The sequence below is a fragment of the Flavobacterium sp. CF136 genome, assembly GCF_000282055.1.
Classification (GTDB): Bacteria; Bacteroidota; Bacteroidia; order Flavobacteriales; family Flavobacteriaceae; genus Flavobacterium.
The window spans coordinates 15,112-34,131 of record NZ_AKJZ01000039.1 but is presented as its reverse complement, the minus strand read 5'-3'; the positions used below and the strand labels follow the sequence as shown (position 1 = coordinate 34,131).

20 protein-coding genes are annotated in these 19,020 nt (G+C 33.1%); 7 read left to right on the top strand and 13 right to left on the bottom strand.

Translation table 11 applies throughout. The annotated features are described in order from the left end of the window. Together PMI10_RS12195 and PMI10_RS12190 are read right to left on the bottom strand one after the other, a co-directional pair. Window positions 1-413 (bottom strand): hypothetical protein (locus PMI10_RS12195; RefSeq protein ID WP_007808271.1); only part of this gene is annotated, 413 nt, incomplete at its 3' end. A gap of 7 nt (window positions 414-420) precedes the next feature. Beyond that, complete coding sequence (locus PMI10_RS12190; RefSeq protein WP_007808269.1) at window positions 421-1,755, bottom strand: hypothetical protein; 1,335 nt, start codon at window positions 1,753-1,755, stop codon at window positions 421-423. Window positions 1,756-1,916: 161 nt separating this feature from the next. Between PMI10_RS12190 and PMI10_RS12185 the strand changes: the two genes are divergently transcribed. From PMI10_RS12185 to PMI10_RS21905, 3 genes are read left to right on the top strand one after another with little or no spacing between them, the layout of a single operon-like run. Then, window positions 1,917-2,156, top strand: a complete 240-nt coding sequence (locus PMI10_RS12185; RefSeq protein ID WP_007808266.1) for a FeoA family protein — start codon at window positions 1,917-1,919, stop codon at window positions 2,154-2,156. After that, a complete protein-coding gene (gene feoB / locus PMI10_RS12180; protein WP_007808259.1) occupies window positions 2,156-4,255 on the top strand; it encodes a ferrous iron transport protein B in 2,100 nt (699 codons plus the stop codon). Before PMI10_RS12185 ends, feoB begins: the two co-directional genes overlap by 1 nt. Before the next feature lie 9 nt (window positions 4,256-4,264). After that, complete coding sequence (locus tag PMI10_RS21905; RefSeq protein WP_081491463.1) at window positions 4,265-4,387, top strand: FeoB-associated Cys-rich membrane protein; 123 nt, start codon at window positions 4,265-4,267, stop codon at window positions 4,385-4,387. Between the two features lie 178 nt (window positions 4,388-4,565). Here PMI10_RS21905 and PMI10_RS12175 read toward each other — a convergent pair whose 3' ends face one another. From PMI10_RS12175 to PMI10_RS12165, 3 genes are all read right to left on the bottom strand, one after another. Continuing rightward, entirely contained in the window at window positions 4,566-5,219 is a 654-nt protein-coding gene (locus PMI10_RS12175; RefSeq protein ID WP_007808257.1) for an HD domain-containing protein, read from the bottom strand. 238 nt (window positions 5,220-5,457) lie between these two features. Then, window positions 5,458-6,450: an acyl-ACP desaturase gene (locus PMI10_RS12170; RefSeq protein ID WP_007808256.1), complete on the bottom strand. Its 993-nt coding sequence runs from the start codon at window positions 6,448-6,450 to the stop codon at window positions 5,458-5,460. A 54-nt stretch (window positions 6,451-6,504) separates the two neighbouring features. Next, entirely contained in the window at window positions 6,505-7,245 is a 741-nt protein-coding gene (locus PMI10_RS12165; protein ID WP_007808255.1) for a lysophospholipid acyltransferase family protein, read from the bottom strand. 127 nt (window positions 7,246-7,372) lie between these two features. On the opposite strand from PMI10_RS12165, the gene rnpA reads away from it, so the two are divergent. The 4 genes from rnpA to PMI10_RS12145 all read left to right on the top strand — a co-directional run bounded on the left by rnpA (window position 7,373) and on the right by PMI10_RS12145 (window position 11,119). Then, window positions 7,373-7,777, top strand: coding sequence for a ribonuclease P protein component (gene rnpA, locus PMI10_RS12160; protein ID WP_007808254.1), 405 nt, complete (start codon window positions 7,373-7,375; stop codon window positions 7,775-7,777). A gap of 71 nt (window positions 7,778-7,848) precedes the next feature. Further along, a complete protein-coding gene (locus PMI10_RS12155; RefSeq protein WP_007808253.1) occupies window positions 7,849-8,670 on the top strand; it encodes a DUF4349 domain-containing protein in 822 nt (273 codons plus the stop codon). Window positions 8,671-8,672: 2 nt separating this feature from the next. Next, window positions 8,673-10,310, top strand: a complete 1,638-nt coding sequence (locus tag PMI10_RS12150) for a S41 family peptidase (RefSeq protein ID WP_007808252.1) — start codon at window positions 8,673-8,675, stop codon at window positions 10,308-10,310. Between the two features lie 5 nt (window positions 10,311-10,315). Further along, window positions 10,316-11,119, top strand: a complete 804-nt coding sequence (locus tag PMI10_RS12145) for an OmpA family protein (RefSeq protein WP_007808251.1) — start codon at window positions 10,316-10,318, stop codon at window positions 11,117-11,119. Here the strand turns inward: PMI10_RS12145 and PMI10_RS12140 are convergent, their stop codons facing one another. The 8 genes from PMI10_RS12140 to PMI10_RS12105 form a co-directional block, all read right to left on the bottom strand. Beyond that, window positions 11,120-11,566 carry a GNAT family N-acetyltransferase gene (locus PMI10_RS12140; RefSeq protein WP_007808241.1) on the bottom strand — a complete coding sequence of 149 codons (447 nt, stop codon included), beginning with the start codon at window positions 11,564-11,566 and terminating at the stop codon, window positions 11,120-11,122. Between the two features lie 298 nt (window positions 11,567-11,864). Then, window positions 11,865-12,506 (bottom strand): DUF1579 domain-containing protein, encoded by a 642-nt coding sequence (locus tag PMI10_RS12135; protein ID WP_007808239.1) that lies wholly within the window; start codon window positions 12,504-12,506, stop codon window positions 11,865-11,867. Window positions 12,507-12,560: 54 nt separating this feature from the next. Then, window positions 12,561-13,535 carry a DUF4837 family protein gene (locus PMI10_RS12130; protein ID WP_007808236.1) on the bottom strand — a complete coding sequence of 325 codons (975 nt, stop codon included), beginning with the start codon at window positions 13,533-13,535 and terminating at the stop codon, window positions 12,561-12,563. A gap of 46 nt (window positions 13,536-13,581) precedes the next feature. After that, entirely contained in the window at window positions 13,582-15,402 is a 1,821-nt protein-coding gene (locus tag PMI10_RS12125) for a LysM peptidoglycan-binding domain-containing protein (RefSeq protein WP_007808234.1), read from the bottom strand. Window positions 15,403-15,513: 111 nt separating this feature from the next. Further along, a complete protein-coding gene (gene pgk / locus PMI10_RS12120; protein ID WP_007808231.1) occupies window positions 15,514-16,701 on the bottom strand; it encodes a phosphoglycerate kinase in 1,188 nt (395 codons plus the stop codon). A gap of 243 nt (window positions 16,702-16,944) precedes the next feature. Beyond that, window positions 16,945-17,451, bottom strand: a complete 507-nt coding sequence (locus tag PMI10_RS12115; RefSeq protein ID WP_007808230.1) for a hypothetical protein — start codon at window positions 17,449-17,451, stop codon at window positions 16,945-16,947. 19 nt (window positions 17,452-17,470) lie between these two features. Then, window positions 17,471-18,163: a pirin family protein gene (locus PMI10_RS12110; RefSeq protein ID WP_007808224.1), complete on the bottom strand. Its 693-nt coding sequence runs from the start codon at window positions 18,161-18,163 to the stop codon at window positions 17,471-17,473. Window positions 18,164-18,186: 23 nt separating this feature from the next. After that, the gene (locus PMI10_RS12105) at window positions 18,187-18,957 is read right to left on the bottom strand and encodes a dioxygenase family protein (protein WP_007808223.1); all 771 of its coding nucleotides are present in this window, start codon (window positions 18,955-18,957) and stop codon (window positions 18,187-18,189) included. Window positions 18,958-19,020 lie beyond the last annotated feature (63 nt).

Here is a 19,020-nt window from a genome sequence, read left to right as displayed (position 1 = left end):
AAATCAAATTTTTCATATTTGCCAGGATTAGGAAATTTTCCCTGTTTTATAAAAATAATATTTGGAAACTTAAAGTCTTTTAAAGTCCAGTAATCTCCTTTTATCCAATGGTCTGTTATGTATTTATTTTCGTATTTACTTCTCATTTTTTCCCAATTCTTCTTATCATATAAAGGCTCATTAACTCCTTCATTCCTTTCATATTTATTAGTATAAGGTTCGAAGTAAATCTTCCCTTTAAAGATGTCAATGGTTACATTATTATTAATTTTTTCCTGAATAATCATAATTTTGTCTGAATCTTTCAAATTCAAACTTGAAATATAATCATTAATAGGAGCGTTTCGATCCTTATTTACAGAACAACTAAAAAGAAGTTGTGATATAATAAACAGGCATAATACTTTTTTCATAATCAGTTTAATTACAAGGTTTTCCTATTGGGATTTGTTGTTGCGCGGTACCTGCACCTATTGTATTGCCAGTTTGCTCAGAAGCGAGCCTATTATCAATTCTCAATCTTTCTGCAGTTTCTGCTGGAAATTTTTTCTCATAAATGGGAGCATCTCTCAACCCTCCCCAAGCTAAATCAGTATAAATTTGATCAGGCTTTTCTCCACTTGGTACAGCTACTCCAGTTTGAAATTCTTGCAAAGCAGCACCAATAGCTTCTACATAAGTATTAGCCATTTCTTCATGATGTTTATTTTCTGTGTTTTTTGGATATTTTGTATCTACATAAGTCTGAAAAAGTACTGGAAACTCATTAAATACAGCAGGATTTTGTGAACTATCATAATCATCTACTAAGCTCATAAAAAAAGCATGGGTTATCTCATGCAATATGTTGGCTGCTTTATATAATTGAGTAGATGAGGTATAAGCTTCATTATTTATAATGGTAGTATAATTGTTTTTACTATTTCTTGTAGTATATGCTGGCTTAATTCCTGCATCTCCAGAAACAATATTAAGATTATAGACCGTATTAGCTCCTAATTTTGTAAATATATTTGCAATATCACAATTGGATGCGATTTTTAACTCTGCTAAAATTGCCTTCGGACAAGGGTCTAATTCTGCATCATTTATATAATCTTCAATGAGCTCTGCATCACTTAATGGTGCCCCTTCACCGCCACCTCCACCATCCGGAGGTGCTTGTTCATCAGTACGTCCGGAACCATCACATTGCCACCAGGTATATAATAATCTTTCTTCTCCTGTTTCTCTATCTACCGCAAACGTCCCCCAAAGCTCACAAGCGTTGGATTTACTGGTTATTGAACTTTTTTTACTTTTTATTGGTTTTTTACCGTTATCTGAAGTTAATCTATTCTCCATATCGTATAAATGATAGCGATTTATATTCAAACTCATTACATCAGAAGAGAAATAAACCTTTAAGTTATAATCAAAGGTGCTATCATATTTTTTCTTAATAATAAGTAGATGTGAGTTAAAGTACAGTGGCTTATCCCAATTATTAATATCTTTTACAGATACAGGATTATCTGATATTAAAGATACTAATATAGTGTCATTTTTAAAACTTGCATTTTTCCAATCCGGGGTTCCGGAAAAATATATATTATCTTTTAATTTAACTTCATTACTATTAAAATATTCTTCTGCTTTATTTATTGCAGCAATATTTTCATTCTTTTCGTTTTTTAAATCTTCAGTAGAACATGAATTTACTAAAAATGAAACAAGGATAGAAGCAAAAGTTATTTTATAAAAAAATTTATTCATGTTATTTAATATGATTTCGCAACAAATGTAATACAATTCGTTAAAAACAAAGATAGAGCCAATAAATCTTATTTTAAAAATCGAAATTAGAAAACTGTTAAATGCCTTGATATAAAGAATAATTGCCTATTTTTGCAATCTAAATTCAATCTAAATAAGCTTTGCAAAACACTATTCATTCCTTAAAAAAAGGCGAGAAAGCCATAATCAAAGATTTTGATATCGATCTTATTCCTCTAAAGTTATTAGAAATGGGTTGTTTGCCGGGCAATTTAGTTGAACTGCTTCAAATTGCTCCTTTTGGAGATCCTCTGTATTTAGACATTAATGGTTCTCACGTTGCCATTCGGATAGAGACCGCTCGTGAAATTGAAGTTGAACTTATCAAAACCAATCTCTAATGAGTGTTGAAAATATTAATGTTGCCCTTATCGGAAATCCAAATACAGGAAAAACTTCAGTATTCAACCAACTTACGGGATTAAATCAACAAGTTGGAAATTATCCCGGAATTACGGTTGAAAAAAAAATAGGTTTCTGCAAATTACCTCATGGTATAAAAGCCAATATTCTTGATTTGCCGGGAACTTATAGTCTGAATGCAAGTTCAATGGATGAAAGTGTGGTGATTGAACTTTTACTCAACAAAAATGATAAATTATATCCTGATGTTGCAATTGTGGTTACAGATGTTGAGAATTTAAAACGGAACCTGCTTATTTACACACAAATAAAAGACCTTGAAATTCCGACGATTTTAGTTATCAATATGGCTGATCGTATGGAAACTAAAGGAATTACACTTGATATTCCGTATCTTGAAGAACATCTTAAAACCAAAATTGCATTGGTTAGTTCCCGTAAAGGTCACGGAATAGACGAATTAAAAGAATTAATTGTTTCCTATAAAACACTTACACACGAGCCTTGTTTAAATGCTTCAGTAATTGATCAGGGCTATTTTGAAAAATTACAGCATGCATTTCCAAACCAATTATTATACAAATTGTGGCTGGTAATTACGCAGGATGTCAACTTTTCACATTTAGACCGAAATGAAATCAGGACTACTTTTACAAAATCACATTCTGAATTAAAACGTCTTCAGCAGCAGGAAACCATAAAACGCTATCAATTTATTAATGGTGTTTTAAGAGAAGGATTGAAAGTAGATGCTTCGATTGCAAAAGACATCAGAGCAAAATTAGATCGTGTTTTAACACACAAAGTTTGGGGTTATGTAATCTTCTTAGCTATTCTTTTTGTTATTTTTCAGTCGATTTTTAGCTGGTCAACCATCCCAATGGATTTCATTGACAGTACTTTTGCTTCTTTAAGCAATTGGATTGCCAAAGAATTACCGAGCGGTATTTTAACAGATTTGCTTTCACAGGGAATCATTCCCGGAATCGGCGGAGTTATTATTTTCATCCCACAGATTGCCTTTTTATTTCTGTTTATTTCCGTTTTAGAAGAAAGTGGATACATGAGCCGGGTTGTGTTTTTGATGGATAAAATCATGCGTAGGTTCGGGCTTTCCGGAAAAAGTGTTGTGCCTTTGATTTCAGGGACCGCCTGTGCCATTCCGGCAATTATGGCAACCCGAAATATCGAAAACTGGAAAGAACGTTTAATTACCATTTTAGTAACTCCGTTTACAACCTGTTCCGCAAGATTACCTGTTTATGCAATCATTATTTCATTAGTAATTCCGGACAAGCGTGTATTAGGAATTTTAAACCTTCAGGGATTAACACTCATGTTTCTTTACGTTTTAGGGTTTGGAACAGCAATTTTATCGGCTTATATCCTAAATAAAGTTTTAAAGCTAGACACCAAAACATATTTCGTAGTCGAAATGCCAAATTATAAATTACCGCTTTTCAAGAACGTTGGAATCAATGTTGTCGAAAAAACCAAAGCTTTTATAGTTGGAGCAGGTAAAATCATTCTGGCAATATCTGTTATTTTGTGGTTTTTAGCTTCTTACGGCCCCGGAAAGAATTTTAATGAAGCTGAAGCCATCGTAAAAGAAAGAACAGCTGAAAAGAAATTAAATAAAATTGAATTCGAAAACGAAGTTGCTTCACAGAAATTAGAGAATTCTTATATTGGGATTATGGGCAGAGTTATTGAACCCGCAATTTCTCCATTAGGGTATGACTGGAAAATTGGAATTGCTCTTATCAGCTCTTTTGCTGCCCGTGAGGTTTTTGTTGGAACATTGGCAACGATATACAGCGTAGGGGATAGCGATAATGAAGCCACTATAAAAAGCAAAATGGAACAAGAAGTAAATCCTGTATCGGGCTCAAAGATTTTCAATTTTGCCTCCGGAATTTCTTTACTGTTGTTTTATGCTTTCGCAATGCAATGTGCCAGTACACTTGCCATTACCAAAAAAGAAACCAATTCCTGGAAATGGCCAGCAATGCAGCTGGTTTTCATGAGTGGTTTAGCCTACTTTGTAGCTTTAATAGCGTATCAAATTCTTAAATAAACAGTCATCATGATACAAGAAATTATAGCCTTTGCCATATTAGCGTTCGCAGTTTTCTTTTTGATTAAAAAGTTCTTTTGGAAATCTAAAAAGAAAAAGGACTGTGGTGACGGGAATTGTGGATGTTCGTGAATTAATTGTTTCACAGAGTTTCACCGAATAAACGCAAAGCTTCACAGAAACAAAAGTTTCAAAATGGCTTCGACTTCGCTCAGCCTGACAAATTTCAACAAAATTTTCTTCTTGTCGAATGTCTTCCTGAGCGGAGTCGAAGGATTCTCAAGTTCTGACTGAAAACTGAGACTGAAAACTATTTAATCCCCTCCCACTCCGCATAAAACTGCGCCAGAAAGTTTTCCATAAAATGATGTCTTTCCCCTGCGATTTGCTTTCCGGTTTCGGTATTCATTTTATCTTTTAGAAGTAAAAGCTTTTCGTAGAAATGATTTATCGTTGGTGCGTTGTTCTTTTTGTATTCTTCCTTGGTCATGTTGGTGACCGGGTCAATTTCAGGATCATACAGAGCCCGGTTTTTGAAACCTCCATAATTAAAAGCCCTTGCCACTCCAATTGCTCCAATTGCATCTAAACGATCTGCGTCCTGAACAATATCCAATTCAATTGAGGAGAACTTCTTTTCAAAATTTCCTCCTTTGTATGAAATGTTTTCAATGATGTTTACCACATGTTTTATAATATCTTCGGATACATTTTCATTTTCCAGAAATAGCCGTGCTGTTTTTGGTCCGATTGTTTCATCTCCATTATGAAATTTACTGTCTGCAATATCATGAAGTAAAGCACCCAATTGTACTACTGTAAGATCACAATCGGTGTTTTTAGCAATCAGCAAAGCGTTTTTATATACGCGCTCAATATGAAACCAATCGTGTCCGCCTTCGGCATCATTTAATTTTTCTTTTACAAACGTGATCGTTTTATTTATTAAATCTGTATTATTCATTGTTGTTTTTATGTTTAGCTTCTCTTCTCATACTGAAAAATTACACGCTGAATTTATGGATTAAGCTGATTTCAACAGTTCTTTTTTGTATTAAAAAACTGAACCCGTTTTATTGAAAAATGTTGATTATCAAAGTTTTAAAAACCTCAACAATCAACATTTATTTGTTGTTATTATTAAATGCAACATAGTTGCTTTATTGTGAAATCTATAATCTAAGTTCTAAACTCGGAAATTTTTATAGTCTTGCCGGTTCTACCCATTTGAAAATATGTGATTCTTTTGGAATTACAATTCTCTCAGAAATTCTGGCCATACGAGCTGGTAACTTCATTAAATAATCACGTGCTTTTTCAGCCTCATCAGTTAAATTAGTGATCTTATCAATCTCCCATTTATCAATTAATTTTTGCATGATATCAACATAATCGTTTGCTGTATAAACACCAATACGCTGTGCAGAATCAGAAAATTGTTCAAAAGCAGAACTTATCTTTTGACCAGATTCTCTTAAGAAATGTGCCGGCATAACGATTTTCTGTTTCATCATGTATTGAAACGCTAACATCATTTCGCTGGGATCAACCTGAAAAATTCTGGTTACAAATTCGCTGTATGCATGATGATGACGCATTTCGTCACCTGCAATCATTTTACACATTTTAGACAACTTGTTATCACCAAATTTCTTAGCCATCTGTGCGACTCTGTTGTGTGACACATACGTTGCTAATTCCTGAAAACTCGTATATACAAAGTTTTTGTATGGGTCAGATCCGGTTCCGATATCAAAACCGTCGTTGATTAAATGCTGTGTTGTCATTTCGATTTCACGCATATTAACACGACCGGACAAATACAAGTATTTATTTAGTAAATCACCGTGGCGGTTTTCTTCTCCGGTCCATTGACGGATCCATTTAGACCAACCGTTTCCACCATTATCAATCTGATTTATCCCTTCTACATCCATCAACCAGGATTCGTAAGTTGGCAGGGCTTCCTCAGTGATTGTGTCACCAACAAGCGTTACCCAGAAATCATATGGTAATTCTTTGGCAATTTCACGTAATTCTTTTACCTCTTCAAAGAAGTTATCTCCTTCAGAATTAGGCAAAAAATCAGATGGCTGCCAAATTTTTTCAACAGGGATTAAATACTGTTCAACGAAGCTATCCACGTTTTTTTCCAAAAACTGCATTACTTCTAATCTAATGTTTTTTATAGACATTACTTATTTTAGATTTGGGATTTAAGTTTTAGAAAATTCTCTAAAAACAAAAATCTATTTATATTCATTTACTCCTTCTACAACTGCCTTTTCTGTCATTGCCATTAACTCGGCAAAATCATAGTCCTTTACAGCCAAGGCTTTATGAACTGTAAAGGTAAGGTGATTTCCTAAACCAACAGGAAAAAAACCATATTTTACCATTTTCCATGAATTGTTGATGCTCACAGGCACAACATACGCTGAAGGTGCATATTTACACAAAATTTTTACACCATTTTGAGCAAATTCTTTAGGTTTTCCTGTTTTACTTCTCGTTCCTTCAGGAAAAATAACAGCAGATCTTTTGTGTTTTTCAATATATTCAGACAAGCCTTTGATTGCCGGAATCGCTTGTTTAGGGTCTTTACGGTCAATTAGTACTGAACCTCCATGACGTAAATTATATGATACGCTCGGGATTCCGCTACCTAACTCTTTCTTACTTACAAATTTACAATGAAAACGTCTAAAGTACCAAATCATTGCAATGATATCATACATACTTTGGTGATTTGAAACAAAAATCAAGGGAACTCCCACAGGAATAGTTTCTCTGTTTTCTATTTTATATGTCGTTCCAACAAGATTAGTACATCTTAAAAGGGAAAAATTCAAATAATCAACACTTTTTTTATGAGCCTGATAACCAAAAAGATTTAGGCAAATCCATTGTATTGGATGAAAAACCAACAAACACAATGAGAAACATAAATAATAAATCACGGATATGGGATACGAAATTATCTTCTGCATGCTTAAAAAAATTAATGCGCAAAAGTAATAAATAAATTTTTAGCGGTATTAAAATTAAAAACAATAACCGTTTTTATGGTTTAATTGTACCTTTGCAAGTAAAATTGCAAATTTTTTCTGAACTATAATGAATTTTACTTATCCTAAAAACGAACGCTTAAAAAGCAAAACCACAATTGGTTTACTTTTTTCTGAAGGAAAATCGGTTTCCAAATATCCGTTGCGTTTAGTTTATCGTATTGGGGAAGCGAATCAGGAAGAAAAAATTAAAATTGGTGTATCGGTTTCCAAGAAATATTTCAAAAAAGCAGTTGATCGCAATTACTTCAAACGTGTTTTAAGAGAAACCTATCGACTGAACAAACATTTGCTTTGGGACAACCTCGAAGAATCCTATTCATTTATGTTTTTTTATCAAAGTAAAGACCGATTGACTTATGAGGAAATCAATACTAAAACGATTAAATTGTTTGAGAAATTTCTTCAGCAGGTAAATAAAACAACCGATTCTGAAAACAAAACGGAATTGTAACTTTCAGAAGGCAACTTTAATTCATCAAATCAGATAAAAAATTTGTAGTTTTAACTCTAATTTGAAATTTTATGCGATTTTTATACTTATTCATTTTTGCTTTTATTTTGTCAAGTTGTGGAAACGAACCACAAAATGATGTTGCTAATGATATTAAAATTTCAGCCGTAAAACTTCCTGCTAAAAAACTAGAATCAAATACAAATTATGACAAAGCAGATCCTGCTGCTCCCAGAATTGAGCAAAAAATAATAAAACAAGCATCACTTCGTTTTGAAACCAATGACTTAGAAAACACTTTCACTCAAATCCAAGCAGCAATTAAAGAAAGTGGAGCAACTATTCAGACTGATTCAGAAGGAAAAGATTATAATACTATTTTTAGAAACATTACTGTAAAAGTTCCGAGTCAGAATTTTGATATCTTCTTAAGTGCTGTTTCAAAAGGTGTTTCTTATTTTGAACGAAAAGATATTTCTGCAGAAGATGTTACGGAACAATATATTGATCTCACTACAAGATTAAAAACAAAACGAAAACTTGAAGAACGTTATCTCCAAATCCTTCAAAAAGCAACCAAAATAAGTGAGATTCTAGAAATTGAGAAACAGATTTCCACCATTCGTGAAGAAATTGAGGCCAAAGAAGGACAATTAAAATATTTAGAAAGTCGTGTTTCAGAAAGCACGGTCACAATTGAATTTTACAAAACTATTGCAGAAAAAGAAGGAGTCAAAATTTCGTACGGATCTAAAATCTGGATAGCCATTAAAGGCGGCTTTTTTAGTTTGTCAGAATTCTTAATTTCGCTTATTAGTGTATGGCCATTTATTATTGTGTTTTGCGTACTCGCCTATTTTATTAGAAAAAGATTTAAAAGAAAAAAAATATAATCATGTATCGTTATTTCAAAAAGAGGTTTGTTATCCCTGCAGTTGCAGCAGGATTTTTATTTGTTGGAGCCAGTTTCAAAGATGATTTTTTTGAAATAGCGAAGCAAATCGAAATCTTCACTACTTTATTCAAAGCCGTAAACACCAATTATGTTGACGAAACCAATCCGGGTGACTTAATGGATAAAGGAATTAAAAGTATGCTGGGAAGCCTAGATCCTTATACTGTTTACTTTAATGAACAGGATGTAGTAAATTTTAAAATCAACAATACCGGCGAATACACAGGAATTGGTGCTATGATTGCGCGAAAAAAAGACCGTTTAATTGTTCGCGAACCTTATAAAAACTACCCTGCAGACAAAGCAGGGTTAAAAGCAGGCGATGAAATTATCCAGATTGGAGATGTCTTGATTGCTGATTTCAAGGATGATGCTTCGCAATTATTAAAAGGGGCAAAAAACACAAAAATCACAATAAAATATCTCCGTCAAAACAAATCATATACGACTGAACTTGTTTTGGATGAAGTGGATATTAAATCTGTTCCCTTTTTTGGAAAAATTGATGACAAAACAGGTTATATCGTTTTATCACATTTTAGCAGAAAAGCTTCTGTTGAAGTAAAAGAAGCACTTGAAAAATTAAAGGCTGATGGTGCCAAACAGATTGTACTCGATTTACGAGGAAATCCGGGAGGTCTTCTAAATGAAGCGATTGATATTTGTAATTTATTCGTTCCGAAGAATGAAGTTATTGTAACCACAAAGTCAAGAATCGAGAAACACAACAATACTTATAAAACTCAAAAAGAGCCGATTGATACTGAAATTCCATTAGCAATTTTAGTAAACGGAAGAAGTGCCTCAGCATCAGAAATTGTATCCGGGGCCTTGCAGGATTTAGATCGTGCAGTAATTTTGGGAAGCCGCAGTTTTGGAAAAGGGTTGGTACAACGTACAGTCGATTTAACTTATGGGACACAGCTAAAAGTAACTATTTCACGTTATTACACTCCTTCTGGCCGTTGTATTCAGGCACTGGATTATGCCCATAAAGACAAGAATGGTGTTGCACTAAAAACGGACTCTAAAAACTTTAATGCTTTTAAAACCAGAAAAGGAAGAACTGTTTATGATGGTGGTGGAGTTTTACCGGATATTGAATTGGACGAAGCTAAAATGAGCCCGATTACAACTGCCCTCTTAAAAAACGACGGAATATTTGATTATGCAACATCTTACTATTACAAAAATCCAAATTTAGGAGAGAAAATCCCAACTCTTACTGATGCTGACTATGCCAGTTTCAAACAGTATTTAAAAATTAATAAAATTACATTTGACACTGAAACAGAGGTTGCTTTGAAAAGTACTCTGGCAGCAGCCAAAAACGAAAAAATAGATGAAACCATAGTTGCGGAATATCAACAATTATTAGCTGCGATAGAAAAAAGTGAAACTACTTTGCTGGACAAAAACCAAAAAGAAATTAAAAACCTGATATTAGAAGAACTGATCAAAAGATATCAATATCAGGAAGGTTTGTATCAATATTACATTAAAAACAATTCAGAAATTAAAAAAGCCGTAGGCGTTTTAAATAATCAAACTGAGTATAAAACCATTTTAAAAATGTAGAAAAAATGAAAATTCGTAAAGCGCTGTTTCTTTTCTTTATTTTCAACTTGTCAGCACAGCAAAAGCCAATCGAAACTATATATTTTGATTTTGACAAGTTCGATCTTACAGAACAGCAAACAGAAGTTATTACGAATTTTATAAAAACAATTGATACTTCAAAAATAGAGTCCATACAAATTTATGGTTACTGCGATGATCGTGGTAATGACGAATACAACTTTCGATTATCAAACAATCGGGCCAATACAATTCAAAGTTTTTTGGTTTCAAATGGTTTTAATAAAAGCAAAATAATTATTCTTGAAGGAAAAGGACGTGTGGTTATAAACCCGGATACCGTAGAAAATCTGCATGAAACAAGATCCAAAAACCGACGTGTCGATTTAATAGCGGTAAAACGAAACAGCTTTGAAAAAGGAATTCACAACTCGTTTAAAAACAAACTAAAAGTTGGTGACAAAATCCATTTGGATAATATTTTATTTGATTTAGGCAGTGCAAAACTAACTCATAATTCTAAAAGGGAGTTAGATAAGATTGCCCAAATACTGCAAGAGAAAAAAACAATTCAGTTTGAAATTCGCGGGCATGTATGCTGCACTCCTGAAATCTACCGTGACGGAATTGACAAAGACACTAAAGAAAGAAGGCTTTCCTTGAATCGTGCCAAAACTGTTTTCTTTTATTTGATCTCTAAAAAAATATCGAAAAATCGTATGACCTATCAGGGTTATGGCAATAAATATCCCCTCAGGAAAGGGGATCATTTAGACAGAAGAGTTGAATTTATTATTACTAAACTTTAATTATCCACACTGCATCTCGATATGTGGAATATCATCTTCCAGGTACATTTCGCTGGTTTGAACAAATCCGTGACTTTCATAAAATTTCTTTAAATACAACTGAGCACCAATTGTGATTTTATCTGTATTGAAATTAGATTTTATTCCTGCAATGGCTTCACGCATTAAATCATGTCCCCACTTTTTATCACGATAATTGGCATCAACTACAACTCTTCCAATAGAAGCATTATCAAAACTAATTCCTGCATCAAATAAACGTGAATAAGCGACAACCTTTCCATCATATTCACCAATTAAGTGTAAAGCAAGCTTGTCTTTGCCGTCAAGATCTAAATAAACACAGTTTTGCTCTACTACAAAGATTTCACTCCTTAATTTGAGCACATCATATAACTCATGAACCGTTAATGCCTCAAACGGCTTTATTTTCCATTTTAACTCCATTTGGTTTTGTTTTATTCTTATTCTAAAGGATTCTGCCTTTTATACATTCAAACATAGAAAAATTAAGTTAATTACATACACGATTTTAATAAAAACAAAGATCCCGATTGCATATGCAATCGGGAAATTAATTTTAGATAATAAAAAATGTAATAATCCATAAGGTGTAATTGAAAATAAGTGTCAGGCTGAACGGAGTCGAAGCCCTTCTTCATATAAAAGCCTTCGACTCCGCCCAGGTTGACAATGATTTGTGGAAATATATAAAGATGTTTCTAATTATATCCAACCGTTGTACTTATTTCTTTTTCATTATAATTTCCATACTCTTGAATTCCTCACCATTCTTGGTATCAAACATTTCCATTTTACGGGTCACAGGATCAACAATAGTATAGATTTCCCTATAAGGTATTTTTTTACCGTTTAGCGGATTAACCACTTCGCCTTTTAACTCCATACTTTTGCTTTTTTCATCGTATTTACCAACAGCCACCATCATACCTGTGCCTATATTATCTATAAAAGTTGTGGTATATTCTTTACTTGCATTATTGTAGGCGAGTGTGCTTTTACCTTCAAAAGGCTGGCCCATCATAGTCCCTTTGTAGTTACCTTCCTGATAGCGGCCGCCAAGTATCATCTTAATAACAGCAGTAGAATTAGCTTTTTCAGGCTTTCCGTTCGGTTCCATCCAAAAAGTCATGTCACAGTTCCATGTACCAGTTTCATCAGCCATCATTTTATGCGGATTACCTGGTGTGGCATATTCTGCCCATGCTTTCATTTGCGCAGCAGAATCTAAAGGTGGTTCTGCAATTGGTTCTTCGGTTTTAACACTATCAGTAACTTTAGTACTTTCTGTTTCTGTTTTTATATCTTTTTTGCAAGAAGTAAAACAAAACACTAACATTGACAATGTTACATACAAATTTTTCATAATTATCTGATTTAATGTTTATTAAGAAACAAAAGTAAGAAAAAAATAACAAATTTATCTTTTATCAATCTTCACAGATTTTATAATTGCTTCTAATTCTAACATTAAATCGCGTTCCTGATTCGATGGGGAATAACAAAATCCTTCAATTACCAAAATTCGATTATACTCTTCATCTACAACAGCATAATTTATAAAAGGTCCAGTCATAAAATCGTTTTTTAATTCCCAGGTGCCTTTAGTCTCATAAGTTTTCTTTCCGTTTAAAGTCGTAATCGAAAAATAGGGCGCATAATCTTCACCTGTTATCATTCGTGTGTCAGGTTCACGCCCTTTGATATAATAGCCGACAGAATCCCTCATCCTGATAATATTACCAACAATATTAGAGTTCTTTTTCAGTCTGTTTAATGGAATCTGGTAAATAAGCAGACTTGTATTGCCACTGATAATTTCTTTCTTCAGCCAGATAAAATTCTTTTTGTGCAGCATGTATTCATAACCGGTTGGAATTTGCAGATCGATATGAAATTTGTTTTTGATGACTGCCGGATTCAAAAGTGATTTTCTATTATCCTGCTGCAGTTTTTTAATTTCGGTTTGACGGATAGTCTTGATAATTTCTGCAGAATTCATTTCGATACTGCAAATAATATCGTCTATCGATTTTCCATAAATCCTAAAAGTATTGTGTGGTAATGTTTTATAGTTTGTTTTGATTTCAAATTTGTCTGTAGTTGACTTTTTGACCACTATAATGCTCCGGCTGTCAGTTACAAAACCTTCAAGCAATTTAGCAGGATATTGATTGATTGTAAACAAAGGCTCTTCTTCAGTAAGGCCTAAAACCGGGGATGCAAATTTATTCCGAATGCTGTCGCCTACTTCACCATACCATAACTGATCGTCTATTATTATAGAGATTGTATTGGTTTTTCCGGGTTTTGGCTGTGGTTGATTTTCGTTTTTTTGAAAACAGGAAACCAGTAAAACCGAAAGTAATAGAAACAAAAAATGGGTTTTATTCATTTTTACAATTTATGAAATAAAACCCAAATTTAGGTAAGATTTTTTATTATCCGTTTATTTTAAGCTTCATTCCTGGTTTTATATCCTCATCTTTAATTCCATTCCATTTTTTGATATCTGAAATAGTTACACCAGGATATTTTTTGGAAATACTATATAATGAATCTCCTTTTTTAACGTAATAATCTTGTTCAATATTTTTTTGCGCGCTGGCTTTTTTCTTAAAAGAGTCAATTGAATTAGACGCAACAGCTACAGTAGTATTAACAGAAGCATCTTCCGCATTTTTAGAAACGATCAACGATTTTCCTAAAGCTATATTATTAGATGTCAGATTATTCCACTCCTTTAATTCGGCTATAGTTTTCCCGTATTTTTTAGCGATGCTTCCCAGATTATCACCAGCCTGTACCACATATTCTTTTGTCTGAATTTCTGGTTTTTCTAAATTCTCAGTAGAAGCAATTGCTTCTTCAGATGTCTTTTTAGTCAATTCAGGAGCTGTTTTTATTTCTTTAGGATTAACAATCAGACTATTAGTTTTGATCTTTAATGATTTACCTAATGCAACTGAATTGCCTTTCAGTTTATTCCATTGTTTAATTTCGGTGATACTTACGTTATACTTTTCAGCAATAGAACCTAAATTATCTCCTTTTTGAATTGTATAATATTGAACTTTAAGGGAATCTACAGCTTTAGATCTTACTTTTTGGTTAATTTTTAAAGCTAATCTTGAAGGGATTTTTATGATATTGGAATCATATTTTGCGTAAGCATAGATTTTATCCTCATTGGTCAAAAAAGTGGCAATTTTATCTTTTGGCAAACGTAAAAAATGCTGTTCATTTTGGTAAAAAGGCACAACTTTTAATTTATAGCAAGGATTTAGAAGTTCAATTTGCGACTGAGGCATATCCAACAAATCTGCTATTTGTTTGAAAGTCATTTGATTTTTGATACGAATTGTATCTGTTTCAAAGTTTTTAATTACAGCTCTTTCTGGATTGATTCCATGTTCTTTGTGGTATTCAAAAAGATACATAGTTGCTAAAAAAGCGGGTACATATCCCTGGGTTTCTCTTGGAAGGTAATTTCGGATATCCCAGTATTTAGTTTTTCCTCCGGAACGACGGATAGCTTTGGTAACATTTCCCGGTCCTGAATTATAAGAAGCCAGAACAAGTTCCCAATCTCCAAAAATAGTATACATTTTGGTCATATATTCTGAAGCTGCTGCGGTTGCTTTTAGGGCATCGCTACGCTCGTCAATATATGAATCTATTTTTAGGTCGTACTGTTTTCCAGTACCATACATGAATTGCCAAAGTCCGGTGGCGCCCATTTTAGAAACTGCTTTAGGATTTAAAGCAGATTCTACAACGGCTAAATATTTAATTTCTAAAGGAACATTTTGTTTGGCAAAAGCTTCTTCGAAAATAGGGAAGTAATATTCAGATAAAGCCATTAATCGGGAAAACGATTTTTTACGATTCTTAAGAAATGACTTTATTATATTTTCTAAACCCTGATTGTATTCTATTCCAAATGGTGATTTTTCGTTCATCGCCTGAAGTCGTTGTTTCAACAACTCTGTAGGTAATTCAACATCAACACTTTTATCTGTATTAATATTCTGAATGTCTTTTGTTAAGTCGTCATAAATATCCAGACTTGTTAATTCTTTCATCCAAAGACTATCAACGCGTATTGCTAAATCGTCTTTTTTAAAAGAACTTTTAACCGAATCTAAATAGGACATTTTCACTTCAGATTTCACATCAGGGACATTTAAAGCAACTTCCTGAGCGAACAAAGACATTGAAAAGAAGGAAAAAAAAGCTAGTGTGGTATTTTTTACAGTCATAACATCTATTTCATTTAACAAGCTATTATTCAAACAATTATAACCTTGTTGTTTTTACAAAACTAATTTGTTAGAGCTTAAAAATATAAAAAAAAATGTTAAAAATAAAATTTATTCCAAAATAGCTGCAATTCCCGGTAATACTCTTCCTTCTAACATTTCAAGCATTGCACCTCCGCCTGTAGACACATAACTCATTTTTTCTTCGAAACCAAACTGTTTTACAGCGGCAACAGAATCACCACCTCCAACTAATGAAAAAGCTCCATTTTTAGTAGCCTCAGCGATATAATCACCCAAAGCAATTGTGCCTTTTGAAAATGATTCCATTTCAAAAACTCCTAGTGGACCATTCCATAAAATTGTCTTGGATTCCAGTATTACTTTTTTGAAATTTTCTAAAGATTTAGGACCTGCATCAAGACCTTGCCATCCGTCAGGAATTTCTTTCACGTCTACAATTTTAGTGTTTGCAGTGTTTGAAAAATCATCAGCAGCAATTACATCAACCGGAATATGAATCTGAACTCCTTTTTCTTTAGCTAATCTTAAAATTTCAAGTGCTAACTCTTGTTTGTCATCTTCACAAATAGAATTACCTATTTTACCACCCAGTGCTTTAACGAATGTAAAAGTCATACCACCACCAATGATCATGTGATCTACTTTATCAAGAATGTTTTCGATCACGGTAATTTTCGAAGAAACTTTAGAACCTCCTAAAACTGCTACTACTGGTTTTTCGCTATTTTTAAGTACTTTATTTAAACTTTCAATTTCTTTTGCCAATAATGTCCCGAAACATTTTTCGGTTGGGAAAAATTGTGCAATAATCGTTGTTGAAGCGTGTGCTCTGTGTGCAGTTCCGAAAGCATCATTTACATAAATATCACCTAATGAAGCCAGTTCTTTTGCAAAAGCAACATCACCTGCCTCTTCTTCAGCGTGGAAACGTAAATTTTCAAGCAATAAAACTTCACCTGGTTTAAGATTTTTAGATGCTGTTTGTGCAGCTTCTCCAACACAGTTTTCAGCAAACTGAACCGGAACTCCTAAAATTTCTGAAGCTGTTTTCAGGATATGTTTTAATGAATATTTTTCTTCAGCACCTTTTGGCCTTCCTAAGTGTGACATTAAAATTACACTTCCGCCCTGAGCTAAAATAGCATCAATAGTTGGTTTTGCAGCTTCAATACGTGTAGCATCTGTTACATTGAAGTTTTCATCCAACGGCACATTAAAATCAACACGGATAATTGCTTTTTTATTTTTGAAATCGAAATCGTTTAAAGTTTTCATTTGATTAAATATTTTAGTTTTTTTGAAAGAAAAGCAAATATAGAACTTTTAGGGTAGTAATAAATTCAGATAAACTAAAAAATTGATACTGTAAAGAACGAAATCGTTATAATTTCACAAATAAAATTGTTTATTAAATATTAAACACAAATTCAGATGTTAATTTAATAAAAAAAAGCCTTTTCTATCAAACTATCAGGATAGAAAAGGCAAAACAAAAAGTGCTGTTTTTTAGATATATGCTTATTCTTCTTTTTGAATGTAACAAATAGACAACTGACGCTGTACAGGAAACATAATTGTTTCGTATTCGTTAGTGTTCTCGGTATTTTTGGAAACTACATAATTACCTTCTATAATTCCAATGTAAGTCAATAATGGCGAATAAAAAGTAATGCCGATTTTATGTTTCGACTGATCTTTTATATCACTGTTTAATATATCTAACTTATAATTGATAAAAGGAAAATAATTATTGCCCAATATATCTGAAACTCTGTGAAAATTACCTTTTAGCTGGGCAACATAACCATCTGCTGCAATTCCGACCAAAAAATGCAGTTGTTCTGCCTTTTCATTTACGGATAATAATTCCCTAAAAGTATTCTTCGGATCCGTAACAGAATTAAATTGCTGGCTTTGCATCTGATATTCTTTATAGGTATCTTCAAAAACATATTTATCCCAGATTAATGTAGATGAACTATCAATAATTACGCGATATGCCAGTCTTATTTTTGATATTTTCATAAATTCTGTTTTAACCTTTTTATTTTAAAGGAACTTCAAACACCAATAAAACAGCATTTTCAGATAGCGCTTCCCATTCTATACTATTGATTTCTTTCATACTCAAACCATCTTTAGCTTCCAAAAGTCTGTTTTCGACTTCAAAAGCGCCATTAATTACAAATACAAAAATACCATTTTCAGGTTTTTTTAAAGTATAAGAACCTTCTTTTCTTCCATCATAAAGACCAATAAAACCAATGGCTTTTTCGACTTCAAATAAAGGACTTAATTTATTCCTGATTGTAAAATCAACTTCAGATTGCTGAAAGTAATTTTTAAAATATTGCTTTCCCTTTTGAAAATGAATTTGCAAGTAGCTTACATTTTCATTTTCGTATGGATTAAAAACCTCAAAAGACATTTCAGCATCTGCAGTAATTACTCTAATTTGCTCAACTCTTAAAAATTCCGAATCATCAAGATTGTCCTTGTATTCTATGCCCCCAAATAATGGCAGAATAATTACATTCGTTTTCTCTTTTATAACTCTGGAAATGCGTTGTTGGGGACCCAGTATTTCCTCATTCAAAATTTGCAAAGATCCGAATGGTTTTCTGGACAAATCCTGGTAATCCCCAAAATTAAAGGTCGCAAAACAATTGTGCTTTTCTGATTTAAAAACACCTCTTGCCTCTGACTTGTATATTTGGGCGGGAATTTGAACTATCATCTTAGAATCTTTTATTTATAAAACTAACCGGCAACATTTATGGTATGTGTCAATACAAAACCAGCAGCTACACTTCCTGTAACTGTTGACAGTTCATTTGCTATTGAATCTGTAAATACAGTATCGGCAGCATTATAGGTATACCCCGTCATACCTTTGGTATATCCGTTTGCTGTTGATGCATTTACTAAAGCCACAGCACTGTTTGTACCTTCCGGGAATGCTATTTGCGTTACTAATAATGACGTTCCGCTGGCATTATAAATGTGAACGTGAATGTGCGTTGCGCGACTAGTGTACCAACCTGGGAATATAGACGTAAAAGTCACTAATCCGTTGTCATCGGTAGTTTGTCTTCCTCTTAAAAAATGGTATGATGACCCCGTATAATCTACAGTCTGCATTGTAGTCCCCCCATATTCTGAATAATAACCATCTTTATCACAATGCCAAATATCAACAAGGGCTCCTTTTAGGGCTGCACAACTTGCATTGGTGTTTTTTATGGTAATATTAATGGTAAAACCTACACCGGTTCTATCCATGACAATATTAGACTTCACCAAAGAAGATGGCGATTTGGTAGGAAACGGTCCTGCCGTTTCTGAAGAAGTAACTGAACAACTGCCCGACGTAGAACCCGTTCCTGAAGTAGTATCGGTTCCTGACGTAGTATCAGTTGTGGTTGAAGTTTCTGTAGAATCGTCATCTTTACTACATGCGTTTAAAATTGGAATTGCCAAAGAACCTATTCCTACTAAACCCAGACCTCTTAAAAAATCTTTTCTTTTCATAATAATACCATTTACAGTTATGGTTGTAAAAATATTTAAACGTATAGTTAAATTAAAATTTAT

Coding starts and splice junctions, on each gene's coding strand:
- PMI10_RS12190 (WP_007808269.1), bottom strand. CDS start 1,755: ATGAATAAATTTTTTTATAAAATAACTTTTGCTTCTATCCTTGTTTCA.
- feoB (WP_007808259.1), top strand. CDS start 2,156: ATGAGTGTTGAAAATATTAATGTTGCCCTTATCGGAAATCCAAATACA.
- PMI10_RS21905 (WP_081491463.1), top strand. CDS start 4,265: ATGATACAAGAAATTATAGCCTTTGCCATATTAGCGTTCGCAGTTTTC.
- PMI10_RS12175 (WP_007808257.1), bottom strand. CDS start 5,219: ATGAATAATACAGATTTAATAAATAAAACGATCACGTTTGTAAAAGAA.
- PMI10_RS12170 (WP_007808256.1), bottom strand. CDS start 6,450: ATGTCTATAAAAAACATTAGATTAGAAGTAATGCAGTTTTTGGAAAAA.
- PMI10_RS12165 (WP_007808255.1), bottom strand. CDS start 7,245: ATGCAGAAGATAATTTCGTATCCCATATCCGTGATTTATTATTTATGT.
- rnpA (WP_007808254.1), top strand. CDS start 7,373: ATGAATTTTACTTATCCTAAAAACGAACGCTTAAAAAGCAAAACCACA.
- PMI10_RS12155 (WP_007808253.1), top strand. CDS start 7,849: ATGCGATTTTTATACTTATTCATTTTTGCTTTTATTTTGTCAAGTTGT.
- PMI10_RS12150 (WP_007808252.1), top strand. CDS start 8,673: ATGTATCGTTATTTCAAAAAGAGGTTTGTTATCCCTGCAGTTGCAGCA.
- PMI10_RS12145 (WP_007808251.1), top strand. CDS start 10,316: ATGAAAATTCGTAAAGCGCTGTTTCTTTTCTTTATTTTCAACTTGTCA.
- PMI10_RS12140 (WP_007808241.1), bottom strand. CDS start 11,566: ATGGAGTTAAAATGGAAAATAAAGCCGTTTGAGGCATTAACGGTTCAT.
- PMI10_RS12135 (WP_007808239.1), bottom strand. CDS start 12,506: ATGAAAAATTTGTATGTAACATTGTCAATGTTAGTGTTTTGTTTTACT.
- PMI10_RS12130 (WP_007808236.1), bottom strand. CDS start 13,535: ATGAATAAAACCCATTTTTTGTTTCTATTACTTTCGGTTTTACTGGTT.
- PMI10_RS12125 (WP_007808234.1), bottom strand. CDS start 15,402: ATGACTGTAAAAAATACCACACTAGCTTTTTTTTCCTTCTTTTCAATG.
- pgk (WP_007808231.1), bottom strand. CDS start 16,701: ATGAAAACTTTAAACGATTTCGATTTCAAAAATAAAAAAGCAATTATC.
- PMI10_RS12115 (WP_007808230.1), bottom strand. CDS start 17,451: ATGAAAATATCAAAAATAAGACTGGCATATCGCGTAATTATTGATAGT.
- PMI10_RS12110 (WP_007808224.1), bottom strand. CDS start 18,163: ATGATAGTTCAAATTCCCGCCCAAATATACAAGTCAGAGGCAAGAGGT.
- PMI10_RS12105 (WP_007808223.1), bottom strand. CDS start 18,957: ATGAAAAGAAAAGATTTTTTAAGAGGTCTGGGTTTAGTAGGAATAGGT.